Annotated in this window: 22 protein-coding genes and 4 tRNA genes; 19 read left to right on the top strand and 7 right to left on the bottom strand. The window is 60.6% G+C overall.

What is annotated here, in order from left to right:
* Positions 1-410: 410 nt before the first annotated feature.
* From EOL86_03350 to EOL86_03335, 4 genes are read right to left on the bottom strand one after another with little or no spacing between them, the layout of a single operon-like run.
* Entirely contained in the window at positions 411-1145 is a 735-nt protein-coding gene (locus EOL86_03350) for a formate dehydrogenase (protein NCD24616.1), read from the bottom strand.
* Between the two features lie 9 nt (positions 1146-1154).
* Entirely contained in the window at positions 1155-4190 is a 3036-nt protein-coding gene (fdnG, locus tag EOL86_03345) for a formate dehydrogenase-N subunit alpha (GenBank protein NCD24615.1), read from the bottom strand.
* Between the two features lie 30 nt (positions 4191-4220).
* The gene (locus EOL86_03340; GenBank protein NCD24614.1) at positions 4221-4469 is read right to left on the bottom strand and encodes a hypothetical protein; all 249 of its coding nucleotides are present in this window, start codon (positions 4467-4469) and stop codon (positions 4221-4223) included.
* A 45-nt stretch (positions 4470-4514) separates the two neighbouring features.
* Positions 4515-5375, bottom strand: coding sequence for a transposase (locus EOL86_03335; GenBank protein ID NCD24613.1), 861 nt, complete (start codon positions 5373-5375; stop codon positions 4515-4517).
* A gap of 247 nt (positions 5376-5622) precedes the next feature.
* Here EOL86_03335 and EOL86_03330 point away from each other — a divergent pair, with 247 nt between their 5' ends.
* The 7 genes from EOL86_03330 to EOL86_03300 are packed head-to-tail and all read left to right on the top strand — an operon-like array spanning position 5623 to position 12552.
* Positions 5623-6834, top strand: coding sequence for a hypothetical protein (locus tag EOL86_03330; GenBank protein ID NCD24612.1), 1212 nt, complete (start codon positions 5623-5625; stop codon positions 6832-6834).
* A gap of 2 nt (positions 6835-6836) precedes the next feature.
* On the top strand, positions 6837-8858 hold the full coding sequence (locus EOL86_03325) for a PAS domain S-box protein (GenBank protein ID NCD24611.1): 2022 nt from the start codon (positions 6837-6839) through the stop codon (positions 8856-8858).
* The gene (locus EOL86_03320; protein ID NCD24610.1) at positions 8855-9568 is read left to right on the top strand and encodes a response regulator; all 714 of its coding nucleotides are present in this window, start codon (positions 8855-8857) and stop codon (positions 9566-9568) included. The genes EOL86_03325 and EOL86_03320 overlap by 4 nt, the downstream gene beginning before the upstream one ends.
* Positions 9569-9594: 26 nt before the next feature.
* The gene (locus EOL86_03315; protein ID NCD24609.1) at positions 9595-10134 is read left to right on the top strand and encodes a TlpA family protein disulfide reductase; all 540 of its coding nucleotides are present in this window, start codon (positions 9595-9597) and stop codon (positions 10132-10134) included.
* Positions 10131-11765 (top strand): rhodanese-like domain-containing protein, encoded by a 1635-nt coding sequence (locus EOL86_03310; GenBank protein ID NCD24608.1) that lies wholly within the window; start codon positions 10131-10133, stop codon positions 11763-11765. The genes EOL86_03315 and EOL86_03310 overlap by 4 nt, the downstream gene beginning before the upstream one ends.
* Positions 11762-12241: a DoxX family membrane protein gene (locus EOL86_03305; GenBank protein ID NCD24607.1), complete on the top strand. Its 480-nt coding sequence runs from the start codon at positions 11762-11764 to the stop codon at positions 12239-12241. Before EOL86_03310 ends, EOL86_03305 begins: the two co-directional genes overlap by 4 nt.
* Positions 12238-12552: a hypothetical protein gene (locus EOL86_03300; GenBank protein NCD24606.1), complete on the top strand. Its 315-nt coding sequence runs from the start codon at positions 12238-12240 to the stop codon at positions 12550-12552. The genes EOL86_03305 and EOL86_03300 overlap by 4 nt, the downstream gene beginning before the upstream one ends.
* Here EOL86_03300 and EOL86_03295 read toward each other — a convergent pair.
* The gene (locus EOL86_03295) at positions 12539-13120 is read right to left on the bottom strand and encodes a molybdenum cofactor guanylyltransferase (protein ID NCD24605.1); all 582 of its coding nucleotides are present in this window, start codon (positions 13118-13120) and stop codon (positions 12539-12541) included. The two genes, EOL86_03300 and EOL86_03295, sit on opposite strands and share 14 nt — an antisense overlap.
* 8 nt (positions 13121-13128) lie before the next feature.
* Entirely contained in the window at positions 13129-14031 is a 903-nt protein-coding gene (gene fdhE, locus EOL86_03290; GenBank protein ID NCD24604.1) for a formate dehydrogenase accessory protein FdhE, read from the bottom strand.
* Between the two features lie 124 nt (positions 14032-14155).
* Between fdhE and EOL86_03285 the strand changes: the two genes are divergently transcribed.
* From EOL86_03285 to EOL86_03240, 10 genes are all read left to right on the top strand, one after another.
* Entirely contained in the window at positions 14156-14569 is a 414-nt protein-coding gene (locus tag EOL86_03285; protein NCD24603.1) for a LysR family transcriptional regulator, read from the top strand.
* Between the two features lie 3 nt (positions 14570-14572).
* Positions 14573-15811: a molybdopterin molybdenumtransferase MoeA gene (locus EOL86_03280; protein NCD24602.1), complete on the top strand. Its 1239-nt coding sequence runs from the start codon at positions 14573-14575 to the stop codon at positions 15809-15811.
* 26 nt (positions 15812-15837) lie between these two features.
* A complete protein-coding gene (locus EOL86_03275; protein ID NCD24601.1) occupies positions 15838-17772 on the top strand; it encodes a molybdopterin biosynthesis protein in 1935 nt (644 codons plus the stop codon).
* A 54-nt stretch (positions 17773-17826) separates the two neighbouring features.
* A tRNA-Gly gene (locus tag EOL86_03270) sits at positions 17827-17902 on the top strand.
* A gap of 9 nt (positions 17903-17911) precedes the next feature.
* Positions 17912-17986, top strand: a tRNA-Cys gene (locus tag EOL86_03265).
* Positions 17987-17996: 10 nt separating this feature from the next.
* Positions 17997-18071 (top strand) — tRNA-Gly (locus EOL86_03260).
* Positions 18072-18377: 306 nt separating this feature from the next.
* A complete protein-coding gene (locus EOL86_03255; protein NCD24600.1) occupies positions 18378-20789 on the top strand; it encodes a DNA internalization-related competence protein ComEC/Rec2 in 2412 nt (803 codons plus the stop codon).
* Between the two features lie 66 nt (positions 20790-20855).
* A complete protein-coding gene (locus EOL86_03250) occupies positions 20856-21044 on the top strand; it encodes a hypothetical protein (protein NCD24599.1) in 189 nt (62 codons plus the stop codon).
* Complete coding sequence (gene lptF, locus EOL86_03245) at positions 21035-22213, top strand: LPS export ABC transporter permease LptF (protein NCD24598.1); 1179 nt, start codon at positions 21035-21037, stop codon at positions 22211-22213. Before EOL86_03250 ends, lptF begins: the two co-directional genes overlap by 10 nt.
* Positions 22195-23292 (top strand): LptF/LptG family permease, encoded by a 1098-nt coding sequence (locus EOL86_03240; protein ID NCD24597.1) that lies wholly within the window; start codon positions 22195-22197, stop codon positions 23290-23292. The genes lptF and EOL86_03240 overlap by 19 nt, the downstream gene beginning before the upstream one ends.
* Positions 23293-23399: 107 nt before the next feature.
* On the opposite strand, the gene EOL86_03235 is transcribed toward EOL86_03240, so the two are convergent.
* Positions 23400-24005: a TetR/AcrR family transcriptional regulator gene (locus tag EOL86_03235; protein ID NCD24596.1), complete on the bottom strand. Its 606-nt coding sequence runs from the start codon at positions 24003-24005 to the stop codon at positions 23400-23402.
* 262 nt (positions 24006-24267) lie between these two features.
* Between EOL86_03235 and EOL86_03230 the strand changes: the two genes are divergently transcribed.
* A complete protein-coding gene (locus EOL86_03230; protein ID NCD24595.1) occupies positions 24268-25533 on the top strand; it encodes a transporter in 1266 nt (421 codons plus the stop codon).
* Between the two features lie 123 nt (positions 25534-25656).
* Positions 25657-25732, top strand: a tRNA-Thr gene (locus EOL86_03225).
* Positions 25733-26045: the final 313 nt, after the last annotated feature.

The raw sequence follows: 26045 nt of genomic DNA, 5'->3' as shown, positions 1-26045 counted from the left end.
CCGGGTCCATGCAGATCATTCTCTTCACCCATCAGGCCCATGTCGCCGACATGGCTTTGGGCCTGGGCCTGGATGACCGGGTGTTCGTGCACCGGCTGTGAGGCCATGCTTTTTGGGCGTAGTGGACAGGCTGGTTCCGACGCGACGGGCCTTTGTTCGGATTATGTTTCAAAAAACCTTGGAGCGAGGCCATCTTGGCCCCGTCCATGCGGCCAGGGCGTCCACGCTTTTAGGAATAATTCACATCGTGATCGAAAAAGAGAATTGCAAACGCAAAAGTGGCTGTTTTTTCGAAGCTGGAACGGGGAATGCTAATGGATAACGTTTTGTCCTGATTGAAATTCGTGCGTACAACAAAAAAGGCCGGGAAGTCGCCTTCCCGGCCAGCCGATGGAGGAGGGCCTGATATATTAGGCCTTGTTTCTGGAGAACGAGCCGAAGAGCTTGGCGAACACGGCCTTGCGATCCATGAGGCCAGGCATGGTGGCGGCGGCCACGGCGTAGCCGTGGTACGAAGAGGGCGCCATCTGGTAGAGGTAGATGACCCGGACATCCTCGGCGTCGCCCAACACCGCGTCCGGATACTTCTTTTGGACCTCGGCCAGACGTTTTTCGGCCAGGGCCAGCATTTCGTCCCGATCTCCAAAGTTCATTGCGCCCGTGGGGCAGGCCTGCACGCAGGCGGGCAGCAGGCCGTTTTGCACGCGGTCCAGACACATGGTGCATTTGGTCATGATCTTGGTTTCTGGATCCTGACGCGGGATATTGTACGGGCAGGCTTCCCGGATTTCATCGAAATCGGGCAGGTCCTTGGTGCGCTCGGTGAAAATCACCGCGCCGGTCGCCTCGTCCTGGATGATGGCCTGATCGTCGTAGGCGTCGGCCGTCAGTTTGCAGGGCGGCACGGTGCAGTGCCGGCACTGCTCCGGAAAGAAGAGCCACGCGAGCATGTCGCCCTTGTCATCGGCCACTTCCTTCATGTGCACGGTTTTATAGGTGATGGCCGAGACGTCCATGGGGTTTTGATGCGATCCATGATTGCGCGTTTGTTCGGCCGGGAGTTTGTTCCACTGCTTGCAGGCGACCTGGCAACCCCGGCAGGCCGTGCACTTGGTCAAATCGACGAAGAATGATTTTCCTGACATAGTGACTCCTTACGCTTTCTTCACGTTGACCATGAAGGCCTTGCTTTCCGGGATGCCGGTGTTCGGATCACCGACCGCGGCCGTGAGCAGGTTGGCGGCGTCGCCGCCGTCCTTGGGCCAGACCCAGCCGAAGTGCCAGGGGATGCCGATCACATGGACCGTGTTCCCCAATACCTGGAAGGGCTTGAAGCGCTTGGTGACAATGGCGATGGCCCAGAGTTCGCCACGCTGATTCTCCAGGATGACTTTTTCGCCGTTCTTGATGCCCTTGAGCTCCGCCAACTCCTCGCTCATTTCACAGAACATCTGCGGTTCGGCCTCGGTCAGCCAGGGCAGCCAGCGGGTCAGAACGCCTGTCTGCCAGTGCTCGGTGACGCGGTAGGTGGTGCAGACGAAGGGGTAACGCGGGTCGCAGACCGTGCGTTTGTGGGCCTCGTCGGCGAACATCAGGGCCGTCGGGTTGTTGAGCCGCTTGGAGAAGGGATGCTCGGAAATGGGGCATTCCAGCGGTTCATAGTGCTCGGGCAGGGGGCCGTCGTTCAGGCCGGGGCCGTAAATCTGGCCCATGCCGTGTTGGTGCATGATGAACGGATGCTTGGCCCCGGCGTCGCCGCCGCCGTCGACCACGTCGATGAGCCATTTTTTGTTGGCGCCGTCCCAGGCCAGGACGGGTTTTTCCGGAGCCCAGGGCTTGCCGCTGAGGTCAACCGAGGCGCGGTTGTAGATAATGCGGCGGTTGACCGGCCAGGACCAGGTCCAGTTCGGGAACAAACCGATTTTTTCCTGTTCCGGAGTCTGGGTCTTGTCGCGCCGGGCGGCCATGTTGCCCTTGTCCGTGTAGGAACCGCTGTAGATCCAGTTGCCGGAACAGGTCGAACCGTCGGCCTGAAGCAGGAGGAAGCTCGGCAGCTGGCTGCCGGCCTTGTACACGGTTTCCTTGCCGTCGGCGCCCTTGATGGTCGTGTCCTTCAGGAAGTAGCCGTTGATGAGCTTGGCCACCTTGTGTGGGTCGAAGACGTGCCCGTCGCCCCAGTCGTCGGTATTGAGGCCCAGAATGGGTTCGGGAAAGGCGCCCTTTTCCTTTTCGTAGAGTTCGCGAATCTTGAGCATGAGCTCATAGATGATGTCGCCGTCCGGCTTGGTCTCGCCCGCCGGTTTGGGGCCGGCATAGCGCCATTGCATCCAGCGGCCGGAGTTGGAAATGGAGCCTTCCTTTTCCACGGACACGCAGCACGGCAGGAAAAAGACCTCGGTCTTGATTTTTTTCGGGTCCATGCCCGGACCTTTCCAAAAGGAGCCGGTTTCGTTCTCGAAGATGTTCACGTTGACCAGCCAGTCGAGCTTGGACAGGGCCTGGCGGGTCTTGTTGGAGTCCGCGCCGCTGGAGGCCGGGTTCATGCCCCAGGCGAAGAAGCCCTTGAACTGCCCCTTGAGCATCTTGTCGAAGAGCAGAAGCCAGGAGGCGTTCTGGGTGTCGCCCAGCTTGGGCAGCCAGGAATAGGCCGTGGGCAGATCCGCTTTTTTGTACAAGGATTTGAGCAGGCTGGCCATGTACTTGGGCTGGTGCTGCTTCCAGTTGACGCTTTTGGGGTCCTTGCTGACCGGGGTGATGCCCTTGAGATAGTCCTCGTAGGCCTGCTGCTTGGCGCGCGGCGTGGGCAGATAACCGGGGATGATATGGAAGAGCAGGGCCTGGTCCGTGGAACCCTGGACATTGGCCTCGCCGCGCAGGGCGTTCACGCCACCGCCGGCCACGCCCATGTTGCCCAGGAGCAGCTGGATGATGCTCATGGCGCGAATGTTCTGCACGCCGACGGTGTGCTGGGTCCAACCCATGGCATACAGGATGGTGCCGGCCTTCTCGGGTTTGCCCGTGGCCGCGTAGGTCTTGTAGACCGCCATCAATTTGTCCTCGGGCGTGCCGGTGACCGAGACAACGGTCTGGACATTGTAGCGCTCGTAATGCTTTTTCATGATCTGGTACACGCAGCGCGGGTCGGAGAGGGTCATGTCGCGCTTGGGCACGCCGTTTTCGTCCATTTCAAAGGCCCAGGATTTTTTGTCGTACTTACGGCTGGCTTCGTCGAAACCCGTGAAAAGGCCGTCATTGAAGCCGAAATCCTTGGACACGATGAAGGACGCGTTGGTGTATTGGAGAACGTATTCCTTTTGGATCAGGTCGTTGTCCACGATGTACTTGATGAGGCCGCCCAGGAAGGCGATGTCGCTGCCCGAACGCAGCGGGGCGTAGATGTCGGCCTTGGTCGACGTGCGGGTGTAGCGTGGATCGACATGAATGACGGTTCCGCCTTGTTCCTGCGCCCGTAAAACCCACTTGAAGGAAATGGGATGGTTTTCGGCAGCATTGCTGCCCATGATCAAAATGCAATCACTGTTCTTGAAATCGATCCAGTGATTGGTCATCGCGCCGCGTCCGAACGACTCTGCCAGAGCCGCGACAGTCGCGCTGTGTCAAATACGGGCCTGATGCTCGATGTACGTCAGCCCCAGGCTGCGGAGCATGGCCTGGTAGATCCAGCATTCCTCGTTGTCCATGGCCGCCGAGCCGACGGAAGCCAGGGCCTCGCAGCGATTGACCACGTTGTGCTTGGCGTCCGTGGCGGTGAAGGCCGCGTCGCGGACCTTTTTCACGCGCTTGGCGATTTCCGTGAGCATCCAGTCCCAACTTTTTTCTTCCCACGTGTCGCTGCCGGCGGCCCGGTAGCGGGGCTTCAGGACGCGTTGGGGATTCTCGGCCAGCTGGAAATGCGCCGAGCCCTTGGCGCACAGAGCGCCCTCGTTGATGGGATGATCCGGATCGCCCTCGATGTTGATGGCGCGCCCTGTTTTTTCGTCCGTGGTGACGATAAGCCCGCAGCCAACGGAACAGTAGCAGCAGACCGAGGTGGTTTCCTTGCCCTTGCGCAGGGTCATGAGCTGCGCGTGGGCGGTGGTCGGAGCCAGATTGAAGCCCAGGCCTCCGAAGGCCGTGACCGTGGTGGCGGCGGCCGTGAGTTTGACGAATTCTCTTCTACCCAGTTTCATGTCGTCCCTCCTGACAGTGGTTCTGGTGTGTTAGCTTCCGCGAATTTCCCGGTTGAGCCGGACGAGGAGCAGTCTTCCCGCCGGTACCGGCATGTCGATGCCTTGGCCGGGAACGGTGGGAAGACGGGGCGCTTCGCGGCGGATTGGCGTGATCGGCCGGGACAGCACCGCGCTCAGATCAAATCCCAGCCCGCCAAAGGGCAGTGCCCGATCGTCCTGGATGGACGCCTGGCGCGCGGGGCTGGTGGGTTTGGGTGATGTGTATCGCGAGATCTTCATGATGCCATCGTGTTGTCGGAATTGCCCTTCATGGCAAGGGAATCCTTATTCCTCAAAGTCCGGCACCCAGGCGCACAGGAATTCCGCCAGAATGGGGAAGATATCTTCGTTTTTATGATTGTATCGGAATTCCAGCTCCTTGATGTAGAGTGGAAAGTTGCGGGGGGAAATGCCCTTCAGGCGTCGGAACCAGTCCTTGGAAAAGGACCAGAATCCCTTGGTCGAGTCGATGCACAGGCCCTTGTCGGCATGGCGGATGTTGTAGACGGAAGAAAGGTGGCTGCCGCCGGTCAAAAGGGCCGCGTACTGCTTGAATTTATCGGTATATATGATTTTTCCCAGGCTGGCTGTTTTCAGATGGAAATTCATTTTGAAATGGACGATGCTGTCGCCGTCCAGTTCGGGGATCAGATCGACAAAAACGTGCGGGCCGCGTTCGACGATTCCGAAGACAGGCATGCGCGTGCTGCTTTTGGAGCTCATGTCCAGATGGAATTTTCCCGACTTTCCGAAGTCCAGGCCCTCGATGGATCGGAAGATGAGCCTTGCGTCCAGGGAATGGGCCATGATGGCCATGCGCAGGGTGGTCACGGATTTGTAGGCCGTGTTGTAGGACACGTTCAGCTGTTCGGCCACGCGTCCGGTGGGCGCTTCCAGTTCAAACAGCTTGATCAGCCGCAGCCATTGCTGGCAGGTCAGGTTGCCGTTGTTGACGAAGCGTTGGCTGAAATCGTGGAAGGTGTAGCCGCAGCGGGAACAGCGTTTGCGCCCCTGGCGCAATGCGTAGAGTTTGCGGGCGCGGCATTTGGGGCAAAATCGCTGATGGTTTTTCCAGCAAAATTGCAACAGATATTTTTTTGCAGAATTTTCATTTTTTACAATTTTTTCAAATTCTTGAAAATTCATTTCAAAAAATCCAGGTGTAAAAGTATGAGTATTAAGTCAAATATGCTTTTCTCTGGAGATGTGGTTTATCCATAATTTACCAGGGCTGCACTATGTCATAAAAGACATAATCAGACACTTGCCGTGAATTGGGTTTTCATATTTTGGCACAAGGCATTGCGTTCGGGAATATCATTCAACCACGGATTTCCAAAGAGAGGTACGTGTGCTGGGACGAAAAGACATTTCATGGCTGCTGCTGGTTTGCATGCTCCTTGCCTTCGGCTGCGAGGAGAGCGAGGTTCAGATTCCCCTGTCCTCGGTCGGGCTGGGCGTGACCGAGAAGGAAGTGGTTTTTGGTTCGTCCCTGGCCCTCCAGGGACATGCCGGCTATCTAGGGCAGGAGACGTTGCGCGGCGCCATGAGTTATCTCATGCACGTCAACGAGCAGGGCGGCGTCCATGGCCGCACGGTCCGGCTCATCACCCGCGACGACTCCTACGACCCGCCCAAGTGTCTGGACAACACCCAGAAGTTTTTGATCGACGACCAGGTTTTCGGCCTGTTTTGCTACGTGGGCACGCCGACCACGGTCAAAATCCTGCCCCTGGTGGAAGAGGCCGGGATTCCGCTGCTGGGCATGTTCACCGGGGCCAACGCCCTGCGCGAACCGTTCACGCCCTATCTGATCAATGTCCGGGCTTCGTACTACCAGGAGACCGACGCGGCCGTGGAGCACATGGTCAAGGACTTGGGGCTGCGGCGCATCGCTGTTTTTTATCAGTATGATACCTTTGGTTTCGACGGGCTGACCGGCACGGAGCTGGCCTTGAAGCGTTTTGGCCTGGAGCCCGTGGCCAGGGGCAGTTTCGCGCGCGGCGCCCATGACATCCGGGAAGGCCTGGAACGAATCCGCAATTCCCAGGCCGAGGCCGTGTTCATGATCGGCACCTCCGATCCGTGCGCCAATTTCATCCGCGAATCCCTGGAAACCGGCTATTCCCCGATTTTTTACATGGTGTCCTTTGTCGGCGCCAAGGAGTTGTCCCGTAATCTGCTCCAGACCGATACCTCGGACATCAACGTCATCATGTCCCAGGTGGTGCCGCCGCCGCTTCGTCGCGACGGCACCGTGGCCGAGAGCGCCCAGGAATTCACGCGGCTGCTGGACAAGTATTATCCGGGCGAGGACCCCAATTTTGTCGGCTTCGAGGGCTATATCAACGCCAAGGTCCTGGTGGAGGGGCTGCGCCGGGCCGGCCGCGATCTGACCCGGGCCTCGTTTTTGCGGGCCATCGAGTCCATGACCGATTTTTCCCTGGGCAGCGACGTGCGCCTGAGTTTCGGCCCCACGGACCATCAGGGCATGGACAAGGTCTATTTCACGCGGCTGCACGATGGCCGTTTTTTGCTGCTCGAGAATTGGGGTGATCTGTCGGCCGGTGACCTGGGGACTCAAACCGGGGAGGTCGCGCGATGAAGATGAAGCCCTATGCCCGTATTTCGCTCAAGAACAAGATTTTCGTCTCCATCCTGGCGGTCATTCTGATCATCAGCGTGACCATCGCGCTGCTGGCCCGCTGGATTCTTATTTCCGGCCTGACCAAGGAGTTGGAGCTGCGCGGCGTGGCCGTGGCCCATTCCATCGCCGAGCGCGGTGGCGGGTTTGTGCTGGACAAGAATTATCCGGAGCTGCTCAGCCTCATTTTCGAGGAGGCGCGCCTGATGGAGCGCCAGCACATGATCAACTACATTTTCGTCCTTGATCGCGGCAACCAGATGCTGGCCCACACCTTCACCGTGCCCTTTCCCAAGCCGCTGAGCATGGCCAACCCCGTGCCCGAAACCGCCATGCACAGCGTGCGCCTGGTGGAACACGGCGACCAGACCTCCTACGACATCGCCGTGTCCATGAACGAAGGCCTGTACCGCATCGGCACGGTGCACGTCGGCCTGAGCAAGGAACACATCGATAACCTCGTGTCCAAGCTGCGGTTCATGTTCCTGGGCTTCATCTCGGCCGTGATCGTCATCATTTTTTATGTCAGCCACCGCATCTCGCGTTACATCACCCGGCCCATCACGCGTTTGACGCACATTTCCGATGAATTGAGCAAGGGCAATTTCGACTTCAACATCGACCTCGGCGAGGGCCTGGACTGGGCCGTGACCAACTGTCCGGCCTACAAGGACACGAACATGCCGTGCTGGCATTTCGACGAGCAGGGCTGCAAATCCCGGACCGCCGACGGCAAGACCGGCCAGATCTGCGCGACCTGCATGTTCTACCGCAAGCGACAGGGCGACGAGGTCATCCAACTGGCCGACTCCTTCATGAGCATGGTCTGGTCCATCCGGCTTTACCGCAAGCGGTTGCAGGAATCGGAGATGAAGTACCGCTCCCTGTTCGATTCCGGTCCCGATCCGATTTTTGTCGTCGATTGCAACACGGATTTGATCCTGGACGCCAACCCCCGCGCCGAGGAGCTCTACGAATACGGCTCGGGCGAGCTGCTGGGCATGTCCTTTTTAAAGCTCGGGCACGACCAGGTCCGGGAATGTCTGGCCTCCCTGGACGACGCGGGGACCACCAGCGGTTGCGTCTATTATCCGAAAATCCTGCATTACAAGAAGGGCGAGCGCCCGTTTTACGTCAATATGCACGCCTGTCCCATCAGCTACAGCGGCGCCCACGCCATCATCGTGGCCGTGACCGACATCACCGAAATGATGGAAAAAGACGCGCAGCTGGTCCAGGCCGCCAAGATGAAGACCCTGGGCGAGATGAGCGCCGGCATCGCCCACGAGATCAACCAGCCCTTGAACGCCATCAAGATGGGCAGCGAATACCTGAATCTGCTCATCGAGCAGAACATGGAGGTCACCGAGGCCCAGATCCGCGACATGGCCACGGAAATCAGCCAGCAAGTGGACCGGGCCACGGACATCATCAACAACCTGCGGGCCTTTGGCAAAAAATCCGGCCTGGTCATGGAAATGGTGGACATGAACGAGCCCATTCGCGGCGTGCTGTCCATCATCGGCCGGCAGTTCTCCATCCAGCGCATCAACATCCGCTTGGAACTGGGTTCGGACCTGCCGCCCATCAAGGGACACAACAACCGCCTGCAGCAGGTTTTTTTCAATCTGCTCAACAATGCCCGCGACGCCATCCAGGAAAAGATGGAGTCCGAGCCGGGTATCTGGGGCGACATCCTGGTCAGGACCTATGTCCAGGACGGCCGGGTCAACGCGTCGTTCACGGACAACGGGCCGGGTATTCCGGACGGGGTGCGCAACAAGATTTTCGAGCCGTTTTTCACCACCAAGCAAACCGGCAAGGGCATGGGTCTGGGGCTGGCCATAACCTATGGCATTGTGCGAGACTATGGTGGAACCATCACTATTGACAGCAAGCCGGGCGAGGGAACAACATTTATTCTGAGTTTCCCCACCGCCGACATGGAAATTCCCTCTTTCACCCCAACCAGGATGCAGGCATGACGCACGAAAAAATACTCGTCATCGACGATGAGAAGGCTACCCTGAAAATGTTCAGGCTGTTCCTGGACGTGTACGGATTCGAGATTCTCACGGCGGAATCGGGAGAAGAGGGGCTTGAAGTGTTCGACAGGGAAAAACCGGACATCGTGCTGACGGACATCAAGATGCCGGGCATGGACGGAATCCAGGTCCTGCAGGAGATCAAAAAACGGGCTCCGGGAACCGAGGTTATCGTGATCACCGGCCACGGGGACATGGATTTGGCCATCCAAGCCCTGAATCTGGACGCGGCGGATTTCATCAACAAGCCCATCCAGCGGCAAAGCCTGGAACAGGGTCTGTCCCGGGCCCAGGAACGCCTCAAGCTGGCCCGGACCCGACAAAACGAGGTCAGCACCAGTCAACGGGGTTCCGTCCTGGTCATCCATATCCAGGGCGTTGTCGGCTCGCACAGCGAACCCTATCTGCGCGAGGCCTGCGGCAAGGCCGTGGACGCCAATCTGTCGCGGATCGTCTTGGACTTCGATCCCAACACCTCGGTCAACGGCGCGGGCATCGCCATCCTGACCCAGCTTGTTTTGGAAAACGAAAAAACCGGGGTGGAGATGGTCATGGCCGGGCTGTCCGAAAATTTTCGCAAGATTTTCGGGATCGTGGGCCTGTCGCGCATGGTCCGCATCCACGACACCCTGGATCAGGCCTGCGCCTGACAACCGACTTTGGCCAAGGAGGCGTCATGACAGTGTTCAGATTGCTGGTTTTTGTTGTGCTGGTGGCCATGGCAAGCCCGGCCCTGGGCGGCCCCGTGACGGTCGGGGACCGGATTTTGGATTTGCATCTGCCCGTGCCCGCCGATGAAGCGGCGCAAGCCGAGCTTGGCGTCCAGGGGAAAAAGACTTTTTCCCTGGCTGATCTCAAGGCCGATCTGATTTTTTTGGAAGTTGTGGGTATTTATTGCCCGTTTTGCGTGAAGCAGGCTCCGGGGTTCAAAACGCTGCATGGCCGTCTGAACAAGGGCAAGCTCAAGGGACGGGTGGCGATGTTCGCCCTGGCCGCCGGCGCCACGGAAGAGGAAGTGAAGAAACTGGTGGGCACGGGCCAGTATCTGTTTCCGGTGATCAGTGATCCGGATTTCGCCGCCCACAAGGCGCTGGGGGATCCCCTGACTCCGTATACCCTGGTGTGTCGTCCGGACGGAACCATTTTGTATTCCCACCTGGGTGTCGTCGACGACGTCAACGACCTGTATCAGCAAATCAAGGGGTTTTTGGATTGAGCCCCGATCCCGCCCAGCCCGTGTCCTGCGCGGCGGACATGGAACGCGCCAGGTATCATTTCCAGATCCTGGCCGACACCGCGGCCGATCTCAGCGGCCTGCGTCATCCGCACAAAATTCTCGAATCCTTCCTGCTTTCGGCCCAGGGCGGCGTTGGCGCGCGCGGCGGCTTCGCGGCCATTCTCGGCTCGCGGCCCGAGGATTTTCATCTGGTGACCAGCCCCAGATCGGAGCATGCCGCGTTGGCCTCGGTCGAGGATCTGACCCTGTCCGTCCGGGAAATGGCGGAGGGGCGGAAGATTCCCTTCTTTGTGCCCTGCCTGCCAACCTGTCCGCATTTTTCGCGATGCGAGCTGTTGCTGGTTTGTCCCTTGGGCGACCACTGGCACGGTCTGCTTGGCCTGGAAGGCGGGATGCGCGGCGTTCCCTACGACGACGAGGAACGCCAGCTGCTGACCGGGTTGGCGCTTCTGTTTCAGACCAGCCTCCGATTCGCCTTGTTTTCGACCCAAATCGAGCTGCTCAATGTCGAGCTGCGAAAACGCAACGATACCCTGGACCGGCAGGTTTTTCATCTCAGCGCCCTGCGCGAACTCTCCCAGGAAATCACGCGGACCGACCTGGCCGACGTGGCCGAGAATTTGCTTTTGACCGTGCTGGGTCATTTTTCCAGGTCGCAGGGACTGATTCTGATTCATGATCGCGACAGCGGCGCCGTCACCAAAAGCGTCAAGGGCGTCGAGACATCCTGGACGCTTTCGCCCGGCGAAGTGGACCGGCTTTTTTTTCTGTGCCTGGCAGGGGCCCGGAACAAGCATTTCCAGCCTCTCCAGGTGGAGCCCGTGGAAACCCTGGCCGCCGTGTCCGAACTGCCCATTGGCTTTGTTCCGCGGCGCGCCTTTTTGTTCATGTTGCGCGAGCAGCTTTATGGCGTGGTGTTGCTCGGGGCTGGTCTTGGTCCGGACATACCGGGCGAGGACGACATGTTGCTGACATTCTTGTCCCAGGCCGTGCTTCTGCTCAAGAATGCCGACTCCTTTGCCACCATTCGGACCCTGAACGCCGATTTGGTGGCGCAAAACGAGGAGCTGCGGCGCACCATCAACGAACTGACCCGCGCCAAGGACCATATCAACGTGCTCGAGGCGGCCGGACGGCGCATCGCCGGCATTGTGCATCGCCGCAGCGAGCAGTTGCTTCGGATGCGCTGGGTGGATTTCGCGCTGATCATCGGGCTGAGTCTTGGCATGGGTTTTATTTTCAATCACCAAAGTCCCTGGGGGATTCCGCTCATCGAACCGGCGGGTCCGAACATCCCAACCATTGGCGTGGACGCGGCGCGGGTCTTGGTGGACCAGGATGGCGCCATCCTGATCGATGCCCGGCCCCGGGAGTTTTATGAAGTCGGTCACGCCCAGGGCGCGGTCAACATCCCGGCCCAGCTGTTCGATCTGGTGTACATGATGCAAATGGCGGCCGAGGACCCGGAGCGGCCCATTGTCATCTATGGTCGCAGCCGCAGCCGGCATTACGACAGTATCGTGGCCCGGAAATTTTTGAGCCGGGATCACGAGCGGGTGCTGATCGTGGAGGGAGATATGCCGCTCACGAAAACCACGGACGAGCCATGACCACGATTCTGATCCGCTTGGCGACCCATCCTGCGTTGTCCCTGATCCTGCGCCTTTATCTGGCCTGGATTTTTATTTACGCCAGCCTGTACAAGATCATGTTCCCAGCGGAATTCGCGGACAATATCGCCGCGTACCTGCTGGCTCCCCATTGGCTGGTCAACCCCCTGGCCGTGTTCATGCCCTGGCTGGAGCTGGTCAGCGGGCTCTTTCTTCTGGCCGGAGTCCGGGTCCGGGCGGCGTGCGTGCTGATCTGTGGCATGCTGGTCATGTTCATCGTGGCCATCGTCACGGCCCTGGTCCAGGCCACGCCCATCGGCTGCGGATGTTTTCAGAGCATCGGCGACCCCGTGTCCTGGTGGACGGTGTCGCGGGACGTGGCCTGGCTGGGCATGGGCGTCCATGTGTATCTTTATGACAGACTGATCCATCTGGATCGGCTGTTCAGCCTTGAACCGAAGGAGCTTGGCCTGTGAAACGGATCGCGACGTGCCTCGTGGCGCTGTTTCTGTTCGCCTGTGGCGGTGGTGTCGATATCAGCGGGGAGTACGCGGCCTCGCATCAGGGCCCGAGCGGCCCGGTCGATGCCCGCATGAGCATCGAGGCCGACGGCAACGGCCGTCTGGAGATTGGTGGCGAGCATATGCCGTTTTTGTGGACCCTGCGCTCGGACGTGCTGACCATTCATGCCCGCGAGGGAGCGGTGGTGGAAGGACTGCGCGAGGGGGACGCGCTGCGCGTGGACGTGCCCGGGGTGGGCAAGCTGCTGTTTGTCAGGCGGAAGTGAGGTCTGGCCGCAGTTGTCCCAGATCCCGGGGGTAATTGACATTGAAGAAAAAACGGCTGTCCTCGGGTCCGTAGACGAGGGTGTGGCGGAGCCGTGGTGGAACGAGGCGGCTGAGTTTGAAATGGCCGGCCGCGATTCCTTCTTCGAGCAAGGGGAGGGCGGCCGGTTCGTAGATGGCCACCAGGCTTTCGATGAATCCGGTTTCCCGCTGTTGCCAAGCGGTCATGACACATTCCACGGGCCGTGTTTCGCGAGCCGCGAGCAGGGCGTCCAGAAATCTGCGCTCCATGAAGGGCAGATCACATGCCAGAACGCAGATCGGCCCATCCAGGCGGCGCAGGACCGTGGTGATTCCGCCCAGGGGGCCGACACGTTCGGTTTCGTCCTCGATCACGGCCAGACCCGGCGGAACAATGCGCGGATCGCGGCAGGACACAAAAACCCGATCGCAGCACGCGCCAAGCAGCCGGGCCGAGCGTTCCAGCAGCGTTTCCCCCTGGTACGTGACAGCGGTTTTGTCTTGACCCAGCCGGGAGGATTTGCCTCCCGCCAACACCACGCCGATCATGGCCGAACCTAAAATCCCCAGGCCGAAAGGGTGGGGCGTTTGAGGTTCTTTTTCCGGGCCAGAATATCCAGACTCAGGGATTCCAGATCGTCGATCAGGGGCAGGCTTCTGCGGTCCATGGCCCGGAAGTCCGTGACCTTGATGTACATGTTGCAGCTTTTGCAGGCGTTGATCCGAAATCCCGGTTCTTCCTTGGCATCGTAGAATTCCAGCTTGGCCGGGTCTGTTTCCAGACAGTACGGGCATTGCATGCGGATGGCACGGTACTCGGCGTGACAAAATCCGCAGATGTTGAACCGGAACCCTTCCTTTTCCCGCAGGTCGGACATGATCGGCAGGCCGCCACAGACCGGACAGTGGCCATGGGGCCAGGTCGTGGATGGGTCGAGGGAGGCGGACAGCAGCTCGGCGGCCCGTTCGATGGACGGGGTCATGGCGGCTTGGATGAGCATGGGCAGCATGCGGGGCGTCATCGGGGTGCGACCGGCCCAGGTCGTGAAAAAGTTTTCGTCTCCGCGCAGGTGGGCCTGCATGGCCTGATCCAGATCAAGGTTTTTGTCCGCCACCGCCGCGGAAAGGACCTCGCAGGCGCCGGCCAGGGGCTGGTTGATCGCCGACACCGTGTCCACCAATTTGGAAAAAAGTTCCAGGGCCTGGGCTCGGTCATGGGGAAACGCGGACCGCTCGATCAAGGGCGCGCCCTGGACGTGACGCAGCGGGTCGGAGGGAATCTCGGGAAGGTTGATTTGGGCCTGTTCCCGCGCGGCGAGCTGCAGGGCGTGGACGTTGCTGACGAGATCAAGGAGGTCGGATGGCAGGACGCCCTTGGCACGACAGGCCGCGGTCCGTTTTGCAAGGAGATCCTGGGCTTTTTCGGCTGGGAGCATGATGGTCCTCCGGTGAAGATTCATGGTGGCGTGACCGGGGTGTCGTAGCTTGTTCGCGCCCACGGGACAATGCTTGTTTTGTCACGATGTTTTTTTTAGCATCATGATGTTTTTTTATCATGTCGGTCAATCCGCCGAGGAGGCATTCATGAGCGAATCCACGAATCCGGGGGCCCTGATCCTGCGCCTGCACGTTTGGTTCGAGCGCGACGAGCAGATTTTTTTGGGTATCGGGCGGGCCATGTTGCTCGACAAGATCGAGCAGCATGGATCCCTGCGTCAGGCGGCTTCGGAAATGAAGATGTCCTATCGCGCGGCCTGGGGCAAACTCAAGGCCGCCGAGGAGAGCATCGGCAAGGCCCTGGTGCAGAAGGTCAAGGGCAAGGGTCAGCGCTATGAACTGACCCCGGTCGGCCGTCAGCTTTGCAAGCAGTTTTTGCAACTGCAATATGACATCGAGAATTACGCCCGGGATCGGGCCCAGGAAGTTTTGGGCGAGTCCGTGCTGGTCTATGCCGAAGCCTATCCGGAAACCGATATCTCGACTCTCAAGCCGGAGTGAGCCATGGAGCATGATTTTTTTCGGGTTATTTCCTCGGATCGGTTCCAGGCCCTGCTGGCTGGGTTTTCGCCCGTGGGCGAGGACCGGATCGATCTGGGCGACGGTCAGGGCCGAGTTGTGTTCCGGGACATTGTCGCGATTGAAAACATCCCGGCCTTGAACAGGTCCTGCATGGATGGCTATGCCTTGCGCGCGGCCGACACTTTCGGCGCCAGCGAGGGCAATCCCGGCTATCTGGAAATGGCCCATAGCGCCGCCATCGACGAGGTGATCGCCCAGACTCTTGTTCCGGGCGAATGCATGGGAATTACCACGGGCGGGTCCCTGCCGCCGGGCGCGGACGCGGTGCTCATGGTCGAGCATACCCAAATCTTGGGCGGGACCACGGTGGAAATCCGCAAGACCGTGGCGCCGGGGGAAAACGTCATGCTCGCGGGCGAGGATATCGCCGCCGGGGCCACGGCTTTCGGACGGGGTTGGCGGCTGCGGCCCCAGGACGTGGGATTGCTGGCCGCCCTTGGGCATGCCGTCATTCCGGTATTTCGCCGGCCACGGTGTGGCATCGTGTCCACCGGCGATGAATTGGTCCCCGTCGAGGTCACTCCCCGGCCCGGTCAGATCCGCGATGTCAATTCCCACACCCTGGCCTGCCTGGCCCGGCAGGCGGGGGCTGAGGTCCTGTCCTATGGCTTGGTCCCGGACAGTCGGGACGCGCTGGCGCGGGCCATGGCCAAGGGTTTGGAAGAGAATGACGTCCTTTTTGTGTCCGGCGGCAGCTCCATCGGCGTGCGCGATCTGACCATCGCCGTGCTGGAATCCTTCGCCGACAGCGAGATTCTGGCCCATGGTGTGTCCATCAGTCCTGGCAAGCCGACCATCCTGGCCCGGGTCGGGGGCAAGCCCGTGCTCGGACTGCCCGGTCAGGTCGCTTCGGCCCAGATCGTCATGCTGGTTTTTGGCCAAGGACTGCTGCGACATCTGGGCGGGGATGGGCGGGCTTTCGATCCTTCCCGGCGTGAAACACGCCAAGCCCGGCTCGGAGCCAATGTTTCCTCCAAACCGGGCCGCGAGGACTATGTCCGGGTGAAATTGGAAGAGCGGGACGGCGGCCTCGTGGCCATGCCCAGGCTGGGCAAGTCCGGTTTGTTGCGGACGTTGATCGAGGCCGATGGCCTGTTGTGCCTGGACGCGGCCTTGGAAGGGATGACGGCGGGCCGGAAGGTCTCCGTCTGGATCGTGTGAAACAGTTTTGCGCAAGCGAGAACGCAGTGGAACGAAATATTTATTTGAAAACCGTGCCCGTGGCCGAGGCCGTGAAGCGGGCCATGGACGCCCTGGACCGTGACCGTTTGGTCGCCATGGAACGCATTCCCGCCCAGGAGGCCCTGGGCCGGGTTCTGGCCGCGCCGGTCCATGCCGTGTGCTCGTCCCCGACCTTTCACGGCGCGGCCATGGACGGCTATGCCGTGCGCGCCGAATCGACCTTCGCGGCCCGCGAGGGTCGGCCGGTGCGGCTGATCAAGGGGGCCCAGTGCGTGCCCGTCAACACCGGTCATCCCCTGCCCGATGGTTTTGACGGCGTGCTCATGATCGAAAAGGTCGTGCGCGAGGACAACGAGGCCATCGAAATCGAGACCCCGGTTTTTCCCATGCAGCACGTCCGGCGCATCGGCGAGGACATCGTGGCCACGGAACTGTTCCTGCCCCAGAATCGCCGGCTTTCGGCCTACGACATCGGCGCCTTGCTCAGCGCTGGAATCTGGGAGGTTCCGGTCTGGGAACGTCTGCGCATGGTCTTCATTCCCACGGGCGACGAAGTGCTGGATTTCACCCTCCGCCCCAACCCCAAGCCAGGGCAGGTCATCGAGAGCAATTCCCAGGTTTTTGCCGGACTGGCCGCGGGTCAGGATTGCGTCTTTACCCGCGTGTCCCCGGTCCCGGACAATGAAAACGACCTGACCCGGGCCGTGCGCCAGGCCGTGGACGGACCGGCGCACATCGTCGTGGTTGGAGCCGGGTCATCGGCCGGGTCCAAGGATTTTTCCCGGTCCATCATCGCGGGCCTGGGCGAGGTGCTGGTCCACGGCATCGATGTCATGCCGGGCAAGCCATCCATTCTGGGCGTTGTCGATGGCAAGCTGGTGGTCGGGGCGCCGGGCTATCCGGTTTCGGCCGTGGTCTGTTTCGAGGAGTTGCTCGTGCCGCTCATGAGCTGGCTGTCCCGCCGGGCCGTGCCCAAACGTCGGACCGTGTCGGTGGAATTGGCCCGCAAGGTGCCGTCCAAGCTTGGCACCGAGGAGCTCGTCCGCCTGGCCATTGGCCGGGTGGGCGAGAAGCTCGTGGCCACGCCGTTGGGACGTGGCGCGGGCATGATTTCGACCCTGGTCCGGGCCCAGGGCATGACCCGCGTTCCGGCCGACAGCGAGGGCGCGGAGGCCGGAAGCATGGTCCGGGCCGAGCTTTTGACCACCCCCGAGGAGCTGGACCGGACCTTGGTCATTGTCGGCAGCCACGACAACATCCTCGACGTGCTCGGCAACGAGCTCATGGGTCTGCCCACCCCGGTGCGCGTCTCGTCCAGCCATGTCGGTTCCATGGGCGGGCTGACGGCCCTGCGCGACGGCTCGACCCTGATGGCCGGGACGCATCTTTTCGACGAGGCCAGCGCTGATTTCAACTTCCCGTTTTTCCGCAAATATTTGCCCGGCCTCGATCTGACCTGCGTCAATCTGGCCATCCGCCACCAAGGGATGATCGTGGCCAAGGGCAATCCGCTGGGCATCACCGGCGTGGCCGACCTGGCCCGGCCGGAAGTGCGGTTCATCAACCGGCAGCGCGGGGCGGGCACGCGCATCCTGCTCGATTACCATCTGCGACAGGCCGGGATCAGCCCGGACCAGGTCCGGGGTTATGACAAGGAGGAGTTCACGCACATGGCCGTGGCCGTGAACGTGCTGACCGGAGCCGCGTCCTGCGGGCTGGGCATCCATGCGGCGGCCCGGGCCCTGGGGCTCGATTTCGTGCCCCTGGCCAGGGAGCGCTATGACCTGGCCTTTGTGTCGGCCCTGGCCGACTGGAAGGTGGAGACGGTCCTGGAGTTGATCCGTGCCGAGGCATTCAAGGCCAAGATCGAGGCCCAGGGTGGGTATGAAACCGTTCTGACCGGGCGGATCATGCAGCCCGGAGACGGGCTTGGAGTTTGACGTTCTTTTTCTTGACGGGCCAAGTGCCTTGGGATAGTTCGATTTCCCTCGCGAGCGGGAGTAGCTCAATGGCTAGAGCATCAGCCTTCCAAGCTGAGGGTTGCGGGTTCGAGTCCCGTTTCCCGCTCCACGAGAAAACGGCGGCATAGCCAAGTGGTAAGGCAGAGGTCTGCAAAACCTCCATTCTCCAGTTCAAATCTGGATGCCGCCTCCACGCTTTTCAAGCGGGAGTAACTCAGTGGTAGAGTGCAACCTTGCCAAGGTTGAAGTCGCGGGTTCAAATCCCGTTTCCCGCTCCATTTTTTCCGTGACCGATCCCTCTCCCGTTTTTTTCATGATTCCCGAATCGCCAGGCGGCCTCCGTCTGGCTTTTTGTCGTGGCGCGTTGAACCCAACGAATCACCCGGCTCTTGCGTGCCGCTGGTCCTGGACGGGCCATGTCGCGAGTCGGCGCCCGTGGCGCGAATTGTCTTGCGATGGTTCCGCGTTATGACGTAATGGCGCGGGGTGTCCTGGCGCGCGGGTTGCCCGATGTCCTTTCGCCATGCCGGTTTGGTCCCGGCGCGGCGGGTATTCGGTGCTGACGCGCCGGGCCGGAATCGCCTTTGGAGGTTGCCACGAATTCGTCCCGCGTCGTTGTCGCTTCCTTGGGGCCCGTGGCCCCGACGCCCTGGCAAAAAGCCTTGGCCGGGTATCTGTGCGGCCTGATGCTGCCCGTTTATCCCGGACCGGTCCTGGTTCTGGCGGCCGCGTGGATCGCGGTCTTCGTGCGTGGCCGGGAGTACCTCCTGCTGGCCGCGAGTCTGGGGTTGGGGGTGGTGGTCGGACTTGGGCTGGAACATTCGGAGCCCTTGTCGTGGCCGGGCAAACTGACCGTTCATGTCGAGGGACGGATCGAGTCGGTCCGGACCTATCCGGGGCGGGGCTTGTGTCTCGTGGTCGCGGACGCCATGGACGTGGACTCCGGGCAACCCTTGCCGGCCAAGTTTTTGTGGTATTGGGACGATCCACCGCTTTTTCCCGGAGTGGGGCAGAGGTTCCGGGCCCGGCTTGGTCTGCGTGAACTCGTCGGGCGGAGCAATTTCGGACTGCCCGGCAGTCAGGGGCACTGGAATCGCCAGGGAGTGCGGCTGCGGACTTTTTCGCGTGGCCCGGCCGGCGTGATCTGGCTGGACGACCCCGCTTCCGATTCGCGTCAGCGCCTGATGCGCGATGTCCGCGCCTTGGCTCCGCCCGGTAACGCCGGGGCCGTGATCATGGCACTGCTCTTTGGTGACAAATACGAGTTGACCCCGGCCTTCATGGATCGGATTCGCCGCGCGGGCCTGTCCCACAGTCTGGCCTTGTCCGGCATGCATTTGGCCTTGACCGCCGGTTTTGCCATGGCCGTGGCCTGGATTGTGTCCGTGACCCGGCCATCCGTGCTGCTGCGATGCCCCCGTCGGAACATGGCCGCCATTTTGGCCGCGCCCTTGGCTCTTTTTTATTTGTGGCTGGGCGCGTGGACGCCGTCCCTGGTCCGGGCCGCGATCATGCTCGGGGTCATGATCGCCTATCAGCTTCGCGGCCGGGTTCGGCAACCGCAGGATGCCCTGTTCGTGGCCGTGGCCGTGCTTATTCTGGTCGACCCTCGCGCCGTGCACGACATCAGCTTGCAGTTGTCCGTGCTGGCCGTGGCCGGGATCATTTTGTTCATGCCCGCATGGCGGCCCGTGCTGACCCGGCTGTCCGGGCCGGGCTGGCGGCGCTTGGCGCACGGCGCGGTTTTGCTCGGGATGGTCAGTCTGTGTGCCAATGCGCTTATCCTGCCGGTTCTGGTCGCGTATTTCGGCGAAGTGTCCACCCATCTCCACCTGAATTTGCTGTGGCTGCCCGTGCTCGGGTTCGCGGTCATGCCCCTGGCCTTTGCCGGGCTTTTCGCCGTGCTGGCAGGCTTGCCGGACGGGGTGGCGCGCGGATTCTTGCATCTGTCCGGGCTTGGGGTCGGGGCCCTGGAAAGAGGGCTTGACGTTCTGGATCGGGCCGGATGGCTGGACAGTTTTGTCGTGCTTCGGCCCGATGGCCTGGAGATTGTCGGATACTGGCTGGTGCTGGTCGCGGCCGGCGCGTTGTGGTTTCGGCCCGGCCTGCGTCGCGGGCAGGTGGCCATGGCCATTGGGCTTGTACTGCTGGCCCTGCCCGCCGTGCGCGACGCTGCCGCGCCTCGGGACCGGATCGACATGACCGTGCTCGACACGGGCATGAGTCAGGCTGTGGTCGTGCGCACGGGCTCGGGACGGACCCTTTTGATCGACGGTGGCGGCTCCTGGAACGCGGACTACGACATCGGCCGGGCCATAGTCGGGCCCGTCTTGGCCCATGGCCATCCGCCGGCGGTGGACGGCGTGCTCTTGTCGCACATGGATGCCGATCATGTGCGCGGTCTTTATCATGTTTTGGGCACGTTCGACGTCGGGTGGTTTGGGTGGTCCGGATTGCTTGACGACAGTTCGGATTCGGCCCGTCTGCTTCATATTCTGCGCGCGCGGCATCATCGGACCCTCCGCTTTCGGGCCGGAGACCGGATCGGGATCGAGCCCGGCTTGTGGTTCGAGGTTCTTCATCCCGGTCCCGAGGAGAACGGTATTTCCGAAAACAACACGTCGCTGGCCTTGCGCCTGGTATGGGGGGGCAGGGGGCTGGCGCTTATCCCCGGGGACACGGAGAAAAGCGCCCTGGCCCGGATTCGCGGACGCGGCCTGGCTCTGGACGCCGATGTTCTCGTTTTGCCGCATCATGGCTCCAAATCATCCCTGGACTCCGAATTTTTGCGGTGCGTCGGGCCCCGGTGGGCCGTGGCCGCGTGCGGTCCGGGCAATCGCTTTGGATTCCCGCACCCACGGGTGGTCGAGGCCTGCCAGGACCTGGGATGCCGCGTCCTGACCACGGCCGGACAGGGGGCTGTCCGTTTTCGATGGCGCGGAGCTTCCGGCCCAGCGGTCGAGACCGTCCGGACCGGCCCGGAACGCGACGGATGACGGCGTTGTGCCGTATCCGCCTTTCCTGTATGGGGCCCTGACCGCCGACGGAACCAAGGAGAGCTCATGACAACCATCATGCCCACCGACAAAAATTTACGGAACGCCATTGCCTGGATCGAGGATCACGTTCCAAACCGCGAGAATCTGACGCGTCTCATGGACGAGGCGGGCCGGCGCTTCAATCTGACGCCGCTCGAGGAAGAGGCCCTGGCCCGATTCTATCGTGACCGGAAAGAGGACGGATGCCGGTGAGGTTCAGGCTGCTGCAACGTGAATTGCTCAGGGAAATGAGCCTGGTGGCCGGGATTTGCCTGGGCGCGTTTTTGAGCCTGATCCTCTTGGGGCGTTTTCTCCAGCTTCGCGAACTGTTTTTGGGCCAAGGGGTGGGCTTTTTCGATTTGGCCAAGCTCTTTGTGTATCTGAGTCCGTTTTTTTTGCTGATGCTGGTGCCGGCCGCGTGCATGCTCGGTCTTTTTTTGACGTTGCTGCGCATGGGCGCGGATCGGGAACTGATTTCCCTGCGCGCCGGCGGCCTGTCCGTGTGGCGTCTGTTGCCAGCGCCCCTGGTGTTGTGCCTGGCGGGCACGGCCGTGTCCCTGTGGGTATCCCTGTACGGGATTTCCTGGGGCATGGACCATTTTCGCCAGGCCGTGGTCGAGATGGCGCGGAGCAAGACGGTCATCAATGTCCAGCCTGGCGTCTTCAACACCAGCTTTCCAAATCTGACCTTCTACGCCACCCAGGCCGATCCGGTCAGTGGTGATTTGGAGGATGTCTTTGTCCGGGACGCGTCGCGCCCCGATCTGGCCGCGACCATTGTCGCTCCGCGTGGCAGGATTTTGTCCAACGCCGAAGCGGGCCAGATCTATGTCCTGCTCCAGGACGGCCATGTTTACCGGCAGGAAAAGGACGGCTTTTCCGTGGTCAGTTTTGGCGAGTACGCCCTGTCCTTGGACATGAGCAGGATTCTGGGCGGAATGAAAATCGAGAGCAAGGCTCCCAAGGAAATGTCCTGGGCGGAATTGAACCGCGTGGTGGCCAGTCCGGAAGCCCGCGCCGACGTTGACAAATATCGTCGCGCCCTGATCGAACGACACAAGCGATTCGCCCTGCCCGTGGCCTGTCTGGTCCTGGGGCTCTTTTCCATGCCCCTGGCCTTGTTTTTTCAGGGCCTGAACCGCCAGTACGGACTCGTCGTGTCCTTGGGCGCGTTTTTTGTGTATTATGTCCTGCTGACCGCCGGCATGTCCCTGGCCAAAAGCGGGTATTTGCCGCCAGCGGTGGCGTTGTGGGCGCCCAACGGGCTTTTTTTCTTGCTTGGAAGTTTGGGGCTGTGGATCGTGGCCACCGAGCGGGAACTGGATTTTTCCGTTTTTTCCCGGCTGGGGCACGCGCTCGCCGGATGGAAGGCCACGTCATGACCTTGCTTTCCCGCTACGTTCTGCGCCAAACTCTGTTTCTTTTGCTGCTTGTCTGCGCGATAGGGTTGGGGATTTATATTTTTATCGATCTGTTCGATCGGCTGGATAATTTTTTGGAGGCCGGCGTCGGCGTGGCTTCCATCGCGGCCTATTATTTGTACAGCCTGCCGTATATCCTTGCCCAGATTTTTCCCGCCGTGTTCTTGATCGCGCTCATGGTCCAGCTCGGGCTGATGCTGCGCGGCCGGGAGCTTCTGGCCCTGGAAGCGTGCGCGGTATCCATGCGTCATATCACCAAAACGGTGATTCTCCTGGCCACGGTCCTGTGCGTGGTCCAGTTTGTTTTTTCCCAGGTTCTCGGCGCCAGCGGACACAAGGCCGCGACCCGCATATGGAACGAGGAAGTCCGCAACCGGCGGATGGCTTCCAGGGTGTTGCACAATGTCTGGTTTCGGGAGGAGGTGACCATCGTGCGCCTGGGCAGCCTCGCGCCCGCGGCCCGGAGCGGCGAGGACATGGAGCTATACATGCTTGAACCGGGTGATTCGGGCCGGACGCGGCAGATTGTACGGGCCAGGTCCTTTCGGATCACGGATTCGGGCTGGGAGCTTGAATCCGTCGTGCGCGACAATCCCGGGGAGTTCACGCGCGAAACCCTGCCCCGGCTGCTCGTCCATCTAAAGACCGACGTGCGCGGCTTTTTAACCGTGGATCCACGCGCCAATCTCGATTCGTTACCCTTGTGGCAGTTGGGGCGGGAAATCGCCCGGTTGCGCGATTCCGGATCGAACATCGAGCGGTTGCTGACCGCGTGGCATATGAAGCTCGCCTATTCCTGTTCCATTTTGATCATGGCCTTGGTCGCCGTGGCTGTCCTGTCGCTGTTTGGATCGCTTTATGCAATTATTCCGGCTGGGTTGGTGATCACGTTTTGTTATTATGGCCTGTTCATGGTTTTTGTTTCGGCCGGGGAGAAGGGGCTGCTTCCTCCCGTGGTCGCGGCTTGGGCCGCCAACTGTGTATTCGCGGTTTTGGCCGGGGCCAGGATTCTGCGTAACCGGTCTTTTCACGTGGCGTAGGAGGACGAATGATTTGGTGGGTGACGCTTGGTGGTTTTGTGTTGGGATGCCTGGTGGCCTATGCCCTGATCCAGCCCGACGATGATCGGGATGGCGAGAGCTGAGGCCTATTCTGGTTGGAGATACTTGCCAATGATGCTGAGAATTTCCGGGTAAAAATCATCCGAGAGACTCAGCCCGAGGATATTTTCCCCGGCCAGCAACCGGGCCCTGGTCGAGCCCAGGACCGTGGAAAAGATGACGCTGGCCGCGAGGTCCGGATCCAAATCCCGCCGAATGGAGCCATCGGCGATACCCTGGTTCAAGCAGCTTTTCATTTTATCGACGACCTGGGCGCAGACCGCCAGGATTTCGGAATTGTCGGCCGTGACCGTGTTGGCCAGGAACGGGGAGCAGCGCAGCAGGGTCAGGAAACCAGTCTCGGGCATGGTCGAGGCCTTGAGAATGCATTTGGAAAAATTGACCACCCGGCCAAGGCCGTTCGAGGCGTAGTAAAGGCTTTCGTCGATTTTGGCCAACAGATCGTTTAAGATGGCTATTTCCACCAGCTGGAAGAGGTTTTCCTTGCTCCCGTAATGATGGGCGATGAGCCCGTCGGCGATGCCCGTCTCCAGGGCAATGCGTTTATAGGTGGTGTCCGCGTATCCCAGTTCTCCAAACAACCGTTTGGCGGTTTCCAGAATTCTTTCCTTGTTGCCCTTGCTCAAGACGATCTCCCGTGCGCTGTTTCGGCGCCTTCTTAATCAGTGGATTTTGGAGCGTCCACCTTTTTTCTTTTTCATGCCTGCTTGGTCGCTTAATACCCCGGCGCCTTCTGCTTCGTTCTGAAAAATTCGTGATTTATCTATTTTTCTTGGTTTTTTCCAGACTCTTGACTCTTGATGTTTCTTCATCTAGCCCCTGGCGGGATATTTCGCTGAACGTACGCTCAGGGCGCGTTTCCGGCGACAACCGTGCATCCAGAGGGGAGGTTGAATGCGTACTCGTTTCAAATCATTGTTTCTGACCTGTTGCCTGGTCTTGTTCTCGGCCCAGATCAGCGCCGCCGCCGGATTTGGCATTTACGAATGGAGCGCCCGTGGCAACGCCCTGGGTGGAGCCACAGTGGGACGCGCCGACGATCCGTCCGCCCTGGCTTCCAACCCGGCCGGTATCACCCAGCTGGACGGCGTGCAGGTCATGGGTGGCTTCACGGTCATCCATCCTGTCGTGGACATCAAGGCCGGCGACGAGTGGACCACCTCGGACGAGGACGCCTACTGGATCCCGCCGCATTTCTACGCCACCTGGAAGGTCAACGACCGCTACACCGTCGGTCTGGGGTCGTTTTCCCGCTTTGGCCTGGGTTCGGTCATCGACGAGGACTGGGCTGGACGTTACAATTCCTACGAGGCCATCATTGAATCCATCTCCGTTAACCCCAACGTGGCCGTGAAGGTCACGGATAGCTTGTCCGCCGCCTTTGGCGTCGAAGCCATGTATCTGAACTTCGATAAAAAGCAGAAGCTGAATTTTTTCGCCCTGGGCGCAGCCGATGGAGATTTGGGCATTGAAGCCGATGGCTGGGGATACGGTTTCAACATGGCGTTGCACTATCAGCCTTGCGAGTACGCCAAGGTCGGCCTGACCTATCGCAGCCCCGTGACCATGAGTGTCAACGGCGACGCCGATTTCACGCGGCCAGCCGGATTGCCGCTTCCCGCCAGCCTGTTTTCGGACACGAGCGCTTCCGGAACCGTGACCCTGCCCGATTCCTTCAGCCTGGGCGTGGTCGTGTATCCCATGGACAAGCTGAGCGTCGAGGTGGGCGCGGTCTACACGCTGTGGAGCAAGTACGATGCCCTGACCATCAATTATGGCGATCCCGTCTGGCCTTCGGCAACGCCGACACAGACCGCGCAATCCAAAAACTGGCACGATGTATGGCGCTTCAACCTGGGAGTGGAATACGTCGCGTTGGATTGGCTTGACCTGCGCGCCGGCTATGTTTTCGATCAGTCCCCGGTCGATGACGACACCATCGACTACATGGTCCCGGCCAATGACCGCCACTTGCTGAACGGTGGTCTGGGTTTCCATTGGGATAGCTGGACGGTCGATCTGAGCTACACCTACCTCATGATCATGGACCGGGATATCGACGGTCGATGGTCTCCGAAAGCCACCAGCGAGCCTCTCGACGGCGAGATCGACAACGCCGACGCCCATATCGTGGGCCTGTCCGTGGGGTACAAGTTCTGAGAACGCATGCACGACGCCGCGATGCGACTTGCCTCGTCCCGACTGGTTGTCATCACGCATTGGGAGCCAAAAACGCCTTGACTGTCTAGGCCCGCGCATATATTAGGCCATCTCGCAACGCACGCCAGGATAGCTCAGTTGGTAGAGCAGCTGATTCGTAATCAGCAGGTCGAGAGTTCAAGTCTCTTTCCTGGCTCCAGTAAAAACAAGGGCTTATCGCACAAAAAGCGGTAAGCCCTTCCTGTTTTGCTTGAAGCTCAAACAATTCTTTGCCAGTTTTTTGCCACTTTTTCCGGCGGCTTCGTCTTTTTTTGCCACTATCGTCCGGACAACCCCGGCCCTTTTCCACGGTCCGATCCGCACCACAACCCGACTACCACGGGCACGGATGGTTCCGCCCAGCCAGGGCGTGGTGGATACCCTTTTTCACCCACCACCAGAACCGCCCCGCCCGGCGGCTCCACCCTGGCCAATATCACGAACCGCACGGAAAGCATGATCCGCGCCACCTA

Source organism: Deltaproteobacteria bacterium (assembly GCA_009930495.1).
In the GTDB taxonomy this organism is placed as follows: domain Bacteria; phylum Desulfobacterota; class Desulfovibrionia; order Desulfovibrionales; family Desulfomicrobiaceae; genus Desulfomicrobium.
Note: the sequence above shows the minus strand (reverse complement) of the source record. Positions and strands in the feature narration are given on the sequence as shown.

Coding starts and splice junctions, on each gene's coding strand:
- EOL86_03325 (NCD24611.1), top strand. CDS start 6,837: ATGAAGCCCTATGCCCGTATTTCGCTCAAGAACAAGATTTTCGTCTCC.
- EOL86_03335 (NCD24613.1), bottom strand. CDS start 5,375: ATGAATTTTCAAGAATTTGAAAAAATTGTAAAAAATGAAAATTCTGCA.
- EOL86_03340 (NCD24614.1), bottom strand. CDS start 4,469: ATGAAGATCTCGCGATACACATCACCCAAACCCACCAGCCCCGCGCGC.
- fdhE (NCD24604.1), bottom strand. CDS start 14,031: ATGAATCTTCACCGGAGGACCATCATGCTCCCAGCCGAAAAAGCCCAG.
- EOL86_03295 (NCD24605.1), bottom strand. CDS start 13,120: ATGATCGGCGTGGTGTTGGCGGGAGGCAAATCCTCCCGGCTGGGTCAA.
- EOL86_03230 (NCD24595.1), top strand. CDS start 24,268: ATGCGTACTCGTTTCAAATCATTGTTTCTGACCTGTTGCCTGGTCTTG.
- EOL86_03330 (NCD24612.1), top strand. CDS start 5,623: ATGCTCCTTGCCTTCGGCTGCGAGGAGAGCGAGGTTCAGATTCCCCTG.
- EOL86_03350 (NCD24616.1), bottom strand. CDS start 1,145: ATGTCAGGAAAATCATTCTTCGTCGATTTGACCAAGTGCACGGCCTGC.
- EOL86_03315 (NCD24609.1), top strand. CDS start 9,595: ATGACAGTGTTCAGATTGCTGGTTTTTGTTGTGCTGGTGGCCATGGCA.
- lptF (NCD24598.1), top strand. CDS start 21,035: ATGCCGGTGAGGTTCAGGCTGCTGCAACGTGAATTGCTCAGGGAAATG.
- EOL86_03240 (NCD24597.1), top strand. CDS start 22,195: ATGGAAGGCCACGTCATGACCTTGCTTTCCCGCTACGTTCTGCGCCAA.
- EOL86_03305 (NCD24607.1), top strand. CDS start 11,762: ATGACCACGATTCTGATCCGCTTGGCGACCCATCCTGCGTTGTCCCTG.
- EOL86_03280 (NCD24602.1), top strand. CDS start 14,573: ATGGAGCATGATTTTTTTCGGGTTATTTCCTCGGATCGGTTCCAGGCC.
- EOL86_03250 (NCD24599.1), top strand. CDS start 20,856: ATGACAACCATCATGCCCACCGACAAAAATTTACGGAACGCCATTGCC.
- EOL86_03320 (NCD24610.1), top strand. CDS start 8,855: ATGACGCACGAAAAAATACTCGTCATCGACGATGAGAAGGCTACCCTG.
- EOL86_03285 (NCD24603.1), top strand. CDS start 14,156: ATGAGCGAATCCACGAATCCGGGGGCCCTGATCCTGCGCCTGCACGTT.